Source organism: Janthinobacterium aestuarii (assembly GCF_046113285.1).
Taxonomy (GTDB): domain Bacteria; phylum Pseudomonadota; class Gammaproteobacteria; order Burkholderiales; family Burkholderiaceae_D; genus Janthinobacterium.
The window spans coordinates 3,463,453-3,475,071 of sequence record NZ_CP142524.1 but is presented as its reverse complement, the minus strand read 5'-3'; the positions used below and the strand labels follow the sequence as shown (position 1 = coordinate 3,475,071).

The following is an 11,619-nucleotide window of genomic DNA, read 5'->3' as shown; positions in this document are numbered from 1 at the left end:
AAGCGCGAGATGACAGACTGTAATCACATCAATGCCGGCAGGCGCGGCTTGCTGATCGCCGGTGCGCTGTCGGCCACGGCGGTGGCCGTGCCCGGCGTGACGGGGGCAGCCGAAGCGGCCCATGGCGCGGCCCAATCCGGACAGGCGCCGCCCGTCCTGATGAAAGTCGGCCTGAACGTCAACGGCCGGCGCCACAGCCTGGAACTCGACACGCGCACCACCTTGCTCGACGCCTTGCGCGAACATTTGCAACTGACGGGAACCAAAAAGGGCTGCGACCACGGCCAGTGCGGCGCCTGCACCGTCATGCTCGACGGCCAGCGCATCAATGCCTGTCTGACCCTGGCCGTGATGCATGACGGCGCGAAAGTCACCACTATCGAGGGGCTGGGCACGCCGGAGAAACTGCATCCGATGCAGGCCGCCTTCATCGCGCATGACGGTTATCAATGCGGCTACTGCACCCCGGGGCAGGTCTGTTCGGCCGTCGCCGCGCTGGGCGAGATCCGCCAGGGCATCCCCAGCCACGTCAGCGCGGACCTGAACGCGGCCCCGCAAGCGACGCCCGAAGAATTGCGCGAACGCATGAGCGGCAATATTTGCCGCTGCGGCGCCTATTCCAACATCATCGAAGCCATCACCGAGGTGGCGGGGAGGCCCGCATGAGAGTGTTCAGCTATCAAAAGCCCGCCACGCCGGCCGAAGCGGCGGCGGCCGCCTTGACTACGCCGGGCGCCCGCTTCATCGCGGGAGGCACGAATCTGCTCGATCTGATGAAACTGGAAATCGAGACGCCCGCGCATTTGATCGACGTCAATGGCCTCGCGCTGGACAAGGTGGAGACGACGAAGGACGGCGGCTTGCGCATCGGCGCCCTCGTGCGCAACACGGCCCTGGCCGCGCACGCCACGGTGCGGCGCGACTATGCCGTGCTGTCGCGCGCCTTGCTGGCCGGCGCCTCGGCGCAATTGCGCAACAAGGCGACGACGGCTGGCAACCTGCTGCAGCGCACGCGCTGCCCGTATTTCTATGACACGAACCAGGCCTGCAACAAGCGCGTGCCGGGCAGCGGCTGCTCGGCCATAGCCGGCTTCAGCCGGCCGCTGGCGATTCTGGGCGGCAGCGAGGCGTGCATCGCCACGCACCCGAGCGACATGGCCGTCGCCATGCGCGTGCTCGACGCCGGCATCGACACGGTGCGGGCCGACGGCAGCACGCGCAGCATCCCCATCGCCGACTTTTACCGCTTGCCGGGCAGTACGCCGCAGCTGGAAACGGTGCTGCAGCCGGGCGAATTGATCACCAGCGTGACCTTGCCCCGGCCTATCGGCGGCACGCACGTCTACCGCAAGGTGCGCGACCGCGCCTCGTACGCGTTCGCGCTGGTATCCGTCGCGGCCATCATCTTGCCCGATGGCACCGGCAGGCTGGCCCTGGGCGGCGTCGCGCCGCAGCCGTGGCGGCTTGCCGCCGCCGAGCAGGCCATGCCCGCTGGCGCGGCCGCCGTGAGCGAACGCCTGCTGGCCGGCGCCAGGCCGACGGCCGATAACGGCTTCAAGCTGATCCTGGCGCAGCGCACCGTGGCGTCCGTCCTGGCGCAAGCACCAGCGAAGAAAGGCTAGGGCCATGAAATTCACGACACCTGCGACCACCAATCCCATCGACCAGCTGAAGGTCGTGGGGCGCCCCACGGACCGCATCGACGGCCCCCTGAAAACCACGGGCACGGCGCCGTACGCGTATGAACAGAACAAGGCCGCGCCGCATGCCGCCTACGGCCACGTCGTCGGCGCGGCGATTGCCAAGGGGCGCATCGCTTCGATCGACACCAGCGCCGCGCGCCGCGCGCCCGGCGTGCTGGCCGTGGTGACGGCGGAATCGGCGGGCAAGCTGGGCAAAGGCAAGATGAACACGGCGAAGCTGCTGGGCGGGCCGGACATCGAGCATTACCACCAGGCCATCGCGCTGGTGGTGGCGGAAACGTTCGAGCAAGCGCGTTCGGCCGCGCAGTTGCTCGATGTCAAGTATATCGAGCAGCCGGGCGCCTTCGATTTGGCCAAAGCAAAGGGCACGGCGGCCAAGCCGAAGGACGGCAAGCCCGACAGCAAGACGGGCAACTTCGCCGGCGCCTTTGCGAATGCGCCAGTGCGCCTGGACGCTACCTACACGACGCCTGACCAGTCGCACGCCATGATGGAGCCGCACGCCTCGATTGCCGCCTGGGAGGGGGATAAATTGACGGTGTGGACGGCAAACCAGATGGTGGACTGGGGCCGGGGCGACTTGGCCCGCACCCTGGGAATGCCGAAGGACAAGCTGCGCATCGTCTCGCCGTATATCGGCGGCGGCTTCGGCGGCAAGCTGTTCGTGCGCGCCGAAGCGCTGTTGGCGGCCCTGGGGGCCCGGGCGGCGCAGCGTCCCGTCAAGGTTGCCCTGACGCGGCCCCTGATGTTCAATAACACGACGCACCGGCCCGCCACCATCCAGCGCCTGCGCCTCGGCGCCACGCGCGACGGCAAGATCACGGCCATCGGCCATGAATCGTGGTCGGGCGACCTGAAGGGCGGTCAGCCGGAAACGGCCGTGATGCAGACGCGGCTGCTGTACGCGGGGCCGAACCGCATGACGGCCATGCGCCTGGCCGTGCTCGACTTGCCAGAAGGCAACGCCATGCGCGCGCCGGGCGAGACGCCGGGGCTGATGGCGCTGGAAATCGCCATGGACGAGCTGGCGGAGAAATTGAACATGGACCCCATCGTCGTGCGCATCCTGAACGACACCAAGGTGGACCCGGAAAAACCGGGCAGACCGTTTTCCCAGCGCCGCCTGATCGACTGCCTGCGCACGGGCGCCGTGGAATTCGGCTGGAAAGAGAGAGCAGCCCAGCCGGGCATGCGGCGCGACGGCCGCTGGCTCGTGGGCATGGGCGTGGCGGCCGCTTTCCGCAACAACCTCGTGATGCAGTCCGCCGCCCGGGTGCGTCTCGATGGCAACGGCATCGTGACCGTCGAGACCGACATGACGGATATCGGCACGGGCAGCTATACCATCATCGCCCAGACGGCGGCGGAAATGCTGGGCGTAACCTTGAACCGGGTCGTCGTGCGTCTGGGCGACTCGGATTTCCCCGTCTCGGCCGGTTCGGGCGGGCAGTGGGGCGGCAACAGCTCGACGGCCGGCGTGTACGCGGCCTGCGTGCGCCTGCGCCAGGCCATCGCCGGCAAGCTGGGCTTTGATGAAAAGGAGGTGCGCTTTTCCGATGGGCAAGTCAGCCAGGGCGAACGCAGCGTGCCGCTCGCGGCCGCCGCCTTGCATGGCGATATCGTCGCGGAAGACCATATGGAATACGGCGAGCTCGATAAAAAATTCCAGCAATCGACGTTCGGCGCGCATTTCGTCGAAGTGGGCGTGGACAGCGACACGGGCGAAGTACGCGTGCGCCGTATGCTGGCCGTGTGCGCGGCCGGCCGCATCCTGAACCCGAAAGCGGCGCGCAGCCAGGTGATCGGCGCCATGACCATGGGCGTGGGCGCGGCCCTGATGGAGGAACTGGTGGTCGACCAGCGCCGCGGCTTCTTCGTCAACCACGACCTGGCCGGCTACGAAGTGCCCGTGCACGCCGACATCCCGCACCAGGACGTGATCTTCCTTGATGAAACTGATCCCATGTCCTCGCCCATGAAAGCCAAGGGCGTGGGCGAGCTGGGCATCTGCGGCGTGGCGGCGGCCATCGCCAACGCCGTCTACAACGCGACGGGCGTGCGCGTGCGCGACTATCCGCTGACCCTCGACAAGTTGCTGCGCGGACTGCCCGTCATGAGCTGACATCTGCCCGGCGCCGGCGCGCGCGTGACAAAGCGTGTATTTTTGGTAATTTCCAGATGCTATGCTCGGAACGCATGCTGCGGGGCAAGTTCCCTCTCCGCAAGGCCATGCCGCCAGGAGAATGCATGAACAGATCATCAATGCCGCCCCGGATACTGATCGTCGATGACGAGCTGGCGCACGTGCGCGCCCTGTGCGACACCTTGCGCGGCCAGGCGTACGACACGACGGGGCTCGCTTCGGGCGAGGCGGCGCTGGCCCTGCTGGCCGTCGAATCGTTCGACCTGCTGCTGGTCGACCTGATGATGCCGGGCATGAACGGCATCGCCGTGGTGGAAGCGGCGCGCAAGATCGATCCGGACCTGGCCTGCATCATCATGACGGGCGAAGGCACGATCGCCTCGGCCGTGCAAGCGATGAAGGCGGGCGCGCTCGATTACGTCGTCAAGCCGTTCAAGGTGTCGGGCATCCTGCTGATACTGGCGCGGGCGCTGGAGACGCGCCAGCTGCGCATCGCCAATGCGCGCCTGGAACTGCTGCTGCGCCAGCACACGGCCGAACTCGACGCCATGAACCGGGATTTGCGGCTGGCCCGCGAAGTGGCCGAGCGGGCGAACGAGGAAAAGACCAATTTCCTGGCCAGCATGAGCCACGAGCTGCGCACGCCGCTCAACGCCATCCTCGGCTTTTCGCAGATGCTCACGTCCGACTCCATCCCCTCGACGGCACAGGAAAAGAAAACCTTTGCCTCGCACATCTTCGGCGCCGGCCGGCATTTGCTGACCTTGATCAACGATATCCTCGACATCGCCAAAATCGAGTCGGGCAATATGGCGCTGTCGATGGAGTCCGTGGGCCTGGCCGGCATTTACCACGAATGCTGGCAAATGATGGAGCCGCTGGCGCGCAAGCGCGGCATCACCTTGACGTTCGTCGAAGCGGGCAGCGTGCACGTGCTGGCCGACCGCACGCGCCTCAAGCAGGTGCTGCTCAACCTGCTGTCGAACGCCGTCAAGTACAACCGCGATCAGGGCGAGATCCACGTCGATTGCCAGCCCGTCGATGCACGGCAGCTGCGCCTGTCCGTGCGCGACACGGGCGGCGGGCTGAGCGCCGCGCAGCTGGAGGTGCTGTTCCAGCCCTTCAACCGCCTGGGACGCGATGGGCGCGACGAGGAGGGCACGGGACTGGGGCTGGTGGTCAGCAAGCGCCTGGCCGAAGCCATGCAGGCGACCATAGGCGTGACCAGCACGCCCGGGCGCGGCAGCACTTTCTGGCTCGATATCGACAGTTGCCCCGCGCGCTACCCGCTGCAGGAAAGCCCGCGCCTGTCGGCCCTTGCCCGGCCCGCTGAAACGATGCCCCTGCCGGAGCGCAAGACGCTGCTGTATGTGGAAGACAATCCCCTGAACGTGACCCTGGTGGCGGGCTTGGTGCATTTTCGCCCCGATCTCGACCTGCTGTCTGCCGGCGACGGGCAGACGGGCCTGGACATGGCGCGCCGCCACCTGCCGCAGCTGATACTGATGGATTGCGACTTGCCCGACATCAGCGGCACGCAAGTCATGCAGCTGCTGCGTGCCGATGCCCGCACCGCGCACATTCCCGTCATCGCGCTGACGGCCGTGGCCGGACCCGGCGATATCCGCCAGGGGCTGGCGGCGGGCTTTTTCCGCTATCTGACCAAGCCGATCGACGTGGCGGCGTTTTCCGAGGCCGTCAACAGCGCGCTGGAATCGGCCACGGCGCAGTGCAGCGCATGAACGGCCCGGCACCGGCGCGGCGGGCGGTCTGGCTGGCGGCCGCACTGCCGCTGCTGGCGCTGGCCGCCGTGGCCGTCTGGCGGCTCGCTGCCCGTCCCGCGCCGCCGCCCGGCCCCGTGGAAGTGCTGCGCCTGGCCGTGAATGCGGAGTATGTGGGCAGCTGCCCCGTGCTGGCCGCGCGCGGACACGGTTATTTCGCGCGCGAAGGCATCGACGCGCTGCTGCAGCCGTATTCGTCGGGCAAGGCCTCGCTGGAAGCCGTGCTGCAGGGCAAGGCCGACCTGAGCACGGTGTCCGATATTCCCGTGGTGCTGGCCAGCCTGCAGAACCAGTCCGTCGTCATCATCGCCAGCATCTTCGAGGCCGAGCGCGACCACGGCATCGTGGGGCGCCTGGACCGCGGCGTGTCCACGCCCGCGAGCCTGAAGGGCAAGCGCATCGGCGTCACGTTGGGCACATCCGGCCAGTTCACGCTCGAAGCCTTTTTGAACCGCCAGAAGCTGCTGCCCGCCGAAGTCAGCGTGCGCAACTACGCGCCGGACCAGCTGGCCGGGGCGCTGGCGCGGGGCGAGGTCGATGCGGCGGCAGGCTGGGAACCGTTCCTGACGGGCATGACGCACGCCATTGCCGGCAATGCGGCCATCTTCTATGGCGAAGACGTGTATGCGGGCCTGTTCAACGTGGCCGGCACGGGCGGCTATGTGCGCAGCCACCCGGCGACGATGCGCAAGGTGCTGCGCGCACTGATCGCCGGCGCGCGCTTTTGCCGGGACGAGCCCGATGCCGCGCGCGCGCTGTTTGCCAAGGCGTCGGCCAGCGAGGCGCAGCGCCTGCAGGCGGCCTGGCACGGTTATCAGTTCGGCATCGTGCTCGACCAGCGCTTGCTGCTGGCGCTGGAAGACGAGGCGCGCTGGGCCATCAAGAACCGCCTGGCCGGGAACGGCGAGATGCCGAACTTCCTCGATGCCGTCTACCTGGACGGCCTGGAAGCCGTGGCGCCGTCTGCCGTGACGGTCATCCATTGAGAAGGCCACCGTGAAAATCGTCACGCGCTTCAAGCTGGCAGAACTGTTTTGCGTGCTGCTCGTGGCCATCATCGTCGCCGTGCTGTTCTCCACCAGCATGGCGATGCAGCGCGAACTGGCGAAGAACAAGGCGGCGGCCGATATCCTGCAAGCCGTCACGTCGCTGCGCTACCTGTCGATCGAATATGCGCTGCACCATGGCGCGCGCACGCGGGCACAGTGGCAGCTGCGCAGCGAGTCGCTGTCCACCGGCTTGCTGGCCACGCCGGCCTTCGCCGCCGGCGAGGAGCGCGCGCTGCTGCGGGAATTGCGGCGCGACCTGGCAAGCGTGGACGGCCTGTTCGAGCTGTTTGTCGCGAATCACCGCGAGCTGGGTCAGGACCCGCAGCGGCGCGAGGTGCTGGGCGAGCTGGAGTCGCGTCTGTCCGGCCAGATCATGGGCAAGGTGCAGGGCATGATCGCCGATGCGATGCTGCTGTCCGCATTGAGCCGGCAAGGCGTGCTGGACGCCCAGCAGCAGGCCAACGTGGCCGTGATACTGTTCGGCGGCATGATCATCGCACTGGTGGCCGGTTTGATTTATTTCACCATGACCGGCGTCACGGGGCCGCTGGAGAAGCTGCGCCAGGGCACCCTGATCGTCGGCGAAGGCAAGCTCGATTTTGCGCTCGGCGTGCATACCAGGAATGAAATCGGCGACCTCGCACGCGCCTTCGACGGCATGACGGAAAAGCTGCGCCGCACCACCGTCTCGCGCGACGAACTGGCGCAGGCGAATGCGGCCCTGGAAACGCAGATACAGGAACGCCAGCTGGCCGAGCGCAAGGTGCATGAACAGCTTGAGCGCCTGAACCTGCTGCAGCAGATCACGCGCTCGATCGGCGAGCGGCAGGATTTGCGCAGCATTTTCCAGGTGGTGGTGCGCAGCCTGGAAGAGCAGCTGCCCATCGATTTCAGCTGCATTTGCCTGTACGAACCGTCCGAACACGCGCTGCAGGTGATGTGCGTGGGCGTGCGCAGCGAGGCGCTGGCGCTATCGTTCATGATGGGCGAACACGCGCACATTCCCATCGACGAGAATGGCCTGTCGAGCTGCGTGCGCGGCAAGCTCGTGTATGAAGCCGACATTGCCGACGTGGCGTTCCCGTTTCCGCAGCGCCTGGCGCAAGGGGGGCTGCGCGCCCTCGTCATGGCCCCGCTGCCGGCCGAAAACACGGTCTTCGGCATCCTCATCGTGGCGCGCCGCGCCGCGCACAGCTTTACCAGCGGCGAGTGCGAATTCCTCAGCCAGCTGAGCGAACACGTGGCGCTGGCCGCCAACCAGGCGCGGCTCTACGGCGCGCTGCAGCGCGCGTATGACGATTTGCGCCAGACGCAGCAGTCGGTAATGCAGCAGGAGCGCCTGCGCGCGCTGGGGCAGATGGCCAGCGGCATCGCGCACGATATCAATAACGCCATTTCCCCCGTGGCCCTGTACACGGAATCGCTGCTGGAGACGGAAACCAATCTCAGTCCGCAGGGCCGGCATTGCCTGGAAGTGATCGAACGCGCCATCGACGACGTGGCCGCCACCGTGGCGCGCATGCGCGAATTCTACCGCCAGCGCGAACCGCAACTGGCGCTCTCGCCCATCGACGCGAACCTGGTGGTGCAGCAGGTGCTGGACCTGACGCGCGCGCGCTGGAGCGACATGCCGCAGCAGCGCGGCATCGTCATCGCCCTGCACACGGAGCTGGCGCACGGCCTGCCCATGCTGCCGGGCAGCGCGGGCGAGCTGCGCGAAGCGCTGACGAACCTGGTCTTCAACGCCGTCGACGCCATGCCGGAGGGCGGCACCCTGAGCGTGCGCACCAGCTGCGCCGACGTGGCGGGCGAGGCGGCGCGGCAGGTGCGGATAGAAGTAGCCGACACGGGCATCGGCATGGACGACAATACGCGCCGCCGCTGCCTGGAACCGTTTTTTACCACCAAGGGCGAGCGTGGCACGGGTCTGGGCCTGGCCATGGTGTACGGCATGATGGAGCGCCATGGCGCCAGCATCGACATCGTCACGGCGCCGGGGCAGGGCACGGCGGTGCGCCTGGTTTTTCCCGCCTGCGCCGCCGACGAGGGGCAGCAAGCGCCCGACATGGCCCATCTTGTGCCGCCGCGCCTGCGCATCCTCGTGGTGGACGACGACCCGATGGTGCTCAAGTCCCTGCGCGACATCCTGGAAATCGATGGCCACGACGTGGTGTCGGCCGATGGGGGCCAGGCCGGCATCGATAGCTTCCTGGCCGCGCGCGACAGGCACGAGGATTTTGCCGTGGTCATCACGGACCTGGGCATGCCTCACGTGGACGGGCGCAAGGTGGCCAGCGCCGTGCGCCGCTGTTCGCCGGCCACGCCCATCATCATGCTCACGGGCTGGGGCCAGCGCCTGGCGGCCGACAGCGATTATCCCGACCACGTCAACTGCGTGCTGGGCAAGCCGCCCCGGCTGAAGGAATTGCGGCGTGCCCTGAATGCGGTCATGTCGACGGCTTAGAGCCTATCCCAGCAGGGAGCGTCTTCTGCTGGCAGTTCATCAGGAGTGCGGACAAGGCGTGAGGAGGACGCGTGGCGAGCCACGCGACGACGATCAACGCACTCCCCGCTTCTGAGGGGCGCCAGCAGGGGATGTATTCATCTACTGGGATAGGCTCTTAGCCTGCTGCGGCATCTCTCATCGCTGAAAAACCAGCCAGGACCAGCTGACTCCCGCGTGGCGGTTCTGCTGCTGAACGGATGGCGCCTGCGCACTCAGCACCACCTTCAGATGGTGGCGTGCCGCGAGGGCGATCGTTTCACTGGCAGAGACGTCAAAGATGCGCCGGTTCTCCGGGGCGGGGCCATGCCTGAGCGACATGACGAGCAGCGCGCCGGGCTTGAGCAACTGGCCGATGTTTTCCATCGCCGCGCTTCTTTCTTCCGCTGCAAGATGCATCCAGACGGCGGCGAGTACAACCAGGTCAAACCTGGTTTCGCGCGCCGTCATCACTGACAGCGCGGGCAGGCTGTCGTCCACCCACTCGATATCGGGCGAGGCATGCGCCCGCATGCCCGCTTCCCGGAACGCGGCGACGGGCTCCACTGCCACCACCTTGTGCCCCAGGCTCGCCAGCCACGCCGAATCGGCGCCTGTGCCGGCACCGATGTCGAGCACGGCGCCTGCCCGGCGTGGCAGCAGGTGGCTGACCACTTTGTATTTATCAGCGGCGATCACGCCGGTATACCGGGTGATCAGCTGTCCGGCATTGTCGGCATATCCTTCGGTGCCCGGGACTGGGGATGCATGCATGCGATGGCGAGTGTCCAATGGGATGGAGGTCAAATCAACACCCTGCGCGCGGCGCGTGCGATCAGTGGTGTTGCCTGCGTAGGACAACTTTAGCAAAATTGCGCGACATCTTCCAGTCCCTGCCATATAATGAGAATCATTATCATTTATATCGCCGGATCCGCTCTTGTCTGCCTTTTCTTTTCCCCCGAATGACGCCGCCTTGGCCGCCAGCCTCTTTACGGGCCACCAGGGCTGGCTGCTGCAGCGCTTGCTGTTGCGCTTGCGTAATCGGGCGGAAGCCGAGGATGTGGTGTCGGAAACCTTTGTGCGCGTGCTGCATGCGGGAAGATTGTCCGCCATCCGCGAGCCGCGCGCCTACCTGACGACGGTAGCGAAAAGCATCTTGCTGCAGCAGTGGCGGCGGCGCGATATCGAGCAGGCGTATCTGGAGACCCTGGCGCTGCTGCCCGATGCCGTCCAGCCGTCGCCGGAGGAACGCGCCGTGCTGCTCGAAGCGCTGGAACGCCTGTCGCGCGCGCTCGATACCCTGTCCGCCAAGGCCCGCAGCGCTTTTCTGATGAGCCAGCTCGACGGCTTGACGTATGCGCAGATCGCCGCCCGCCTGGGCGTGTCGGCCAGCATGGTGCGCCAGTACATGGCGCAGGGCTTGCGCTGCTGCCTGGCGGTGGCGGACGCGGCATGAGCGTTGCTACGTCCGTCCAGGATGCCGCCATCGGCTGGCTGGTCGAACTCAGTTCGGGCGAAGCGGACGAAGGACAGCGCCAGGCCTTCGCCCGCTGGCTGGCCGCCGATGCGCGCCATCCGGCCGCTTGGCGTATGCTGGGGCAGGCTGTCGAGCACAGCGTCGGCCCGCTGCAGGCAGCGGGCGGGGCGGCGGCCGTCGGGCACACCCTGGCGCGCGCCGCCCGGCACGATGACCAGCGGCGCCAATGGCTGCAGGGCGTCCTGTGCTTGGCGGGCGCGGCGTTCGGCGGCGCCTGGCTGCTGCGCGGCAGCCCCTTCTTGCCGGACTGGAGCGCGGACCTGCACACGGCCACGGCCCGGCGGGGCCGCTACACCCTGGCCGATGGCAGCGTGCTGACCCTCGACGCCCGCTCCTCGGCCGATACGGATGTCCGTCATGAACACCGGCAAGTCGCCTTGCGCCAGGGCCAGTTGCTGGCGCGCGTGGCACCTGTTGCCAACGCGCCCTTCGTGCTGCGCAGCGCGCATGGCACGGTGACGGCGCGGGGCGGCGAGCTGATGCTGCGGCGCGAAGCGCGCGGCACCGTGGCGCTGGCCGTGCGGGGCGATCTCGACGTGCGTCCGGCCGGCAAAGGCCTGGCGCGCGTGCTGCGCCAGGGCCAGGCGGCGCGGTTTGACGAGGATCGATTGACCCTGCTGCCCGGCATGGCGGCAGGGCAGGCGACGGCGTGGGAGCAGGGCATGCTGGTGGCCGTCGATGAGCGGCTGGGCGACGTGGTGGCCGCCTTGCGCCCGTACCGCCACGGCTACATCGACATCTCGGCGCAGGCGGCGGCGCTGCGCGTGTCCGGCAATTATTCGCTCGACGACAGCGGCGCCACCCTGCTGGCCCTGGCGGAAACCCTGCCCTTGACCTTGCGCCAGGGCCCTGGCGGCTGGTGGACGGGACTCGACCTGAAGACAAGCTGAGATATTTTTTGCGCCGGCACTGTCACTTTCG

At 67.5% G+C, this 11,619-nt stretch carries 9 protein-coding genes; 8 read left to right on the top strand and 1 reads right to left on the bottom strand.

Annotated elements, in window-relative coordinates:
- Positions 1-9 precede the first annotated feature (9 nt).
- From paoA to OX462_RS15550, 6 genes are all read left to right on the top strand, one after another.
- On the top strand, positions 10-666 hold the full coding sequence (gene paoA / locus OX462_RS15575; RefSeq protein WP_070224338.1) for an aldehyde dehydrogenase iron-sulfur subunit PaoA: 657 nt from the start codon (positions 10-12) through the stop codon (positions 664-666).
- Positions 663-1,622, top strand: coding sequence for an FAD binding domain-containing protein (locus OX462_RS15570; protein WP_070300446.1), 960 nt, complete (start codon positions 663-665; stop codon positions 1,620-1,622). The genes paoA and OX462_RS15570 overlap by 4 nt, the downstream gene beginning before the upstream one ends.
- Positions 1,623-1,626: 4 nt before the next feature.
- On the top strand, positions 1,627-3,825 hold the full coding sequence (gene paoC, locus OX462_RS15565; protein WP_409026490.1) for an aldehyde oxidoreductase molybdenum-binding subunit PaoC: 2,199 nt from the start codon (positions 1,627-1,629) through the stop codon (positions 3,823-3,825).
- Positions 3,826-3,950: 125 nt separating this feature from the next.
- Positions 3,951-5,588, top strand: coding sequence for a response regulator (locus OX462_RS15560; protein WP_409026489.1), 1,638 nt, complete (start codon positions 3,951-3,953; stop codon positions 5,586-5,588).
- Positions 5,585-6,613, top strand: coding sequence for an ABC transporter substrate-binding protein (locus OX462_RS15555; RefSeq protein ID WP_409026488.1), 1,029 nt, complete (start codon positions 5,585-5,587; stop codon positions 6,611-6,613). Before OX462_RS15560 ends, OX462_RS15555 begins: the two co-directional genes overlap by 4 nt.
- Positions 6,614-6,623: 10 nt before the next feature.
- Positions 6,624-9,140, top strand: a complete 2,517-nt coding sequence (locus tag OX462_RS15550) for an ATP-binding protein (RefSeq protein ID WP_409026487.1) — start codon at positions 6,624-6,626, stop codon at positions 9,138-9,140.
- Between the two features lie 177 nt (positions 9,141-9,317).
- Here OX462_RS15550 and OX462_RS15545 read toward each other — a convergent pair whose 3' ends face one another.
- A complete protein-coding gene (locus OX462_RS15545) occupies positions 9,318-9,932 on the bottom strand; it encodes a class I SAM-dependent methyltransferase (protein ID WP_409026486.1) in 615 nt (204 codons plus the stop codon).
- 166 nt (positions 9,933-10,098) lie between these two features.
- On the opposite strand from OX462_RS15545, the gene OX462_RS15540 reads away from it, so the two are divergent.
- Together OX462_RS15540 and OX462_RS15535 are read left to right on the top strand one after the other, a co-directional pair.
- Positions 10,099-10,617, top strand: a complete 519-nt coding sequence (locus tag OX462_RS15540) for a sigma-70 family RNA polymerase sigma factor (protein ID WP_070313604.1) — start codon at positions 10,099-10,101, stop codon at positions 10,615-10,617.
- Complete coding sequence (locus tag OX462_RS15535; protein WP_409026485.1) at positions 10,614-11,588, top strand: FecR family protein; 975 nt, start codon at positions 10,614-10,616, stop codon at positions 11,586-11,588. The genes OX462_RS15540 and OX462_RS15535 overlap by 4 nt, the downstream gene beginning before the upstream one ends.
- Positions 11,589-11,619: the final 31 nt, after the last annotated feature.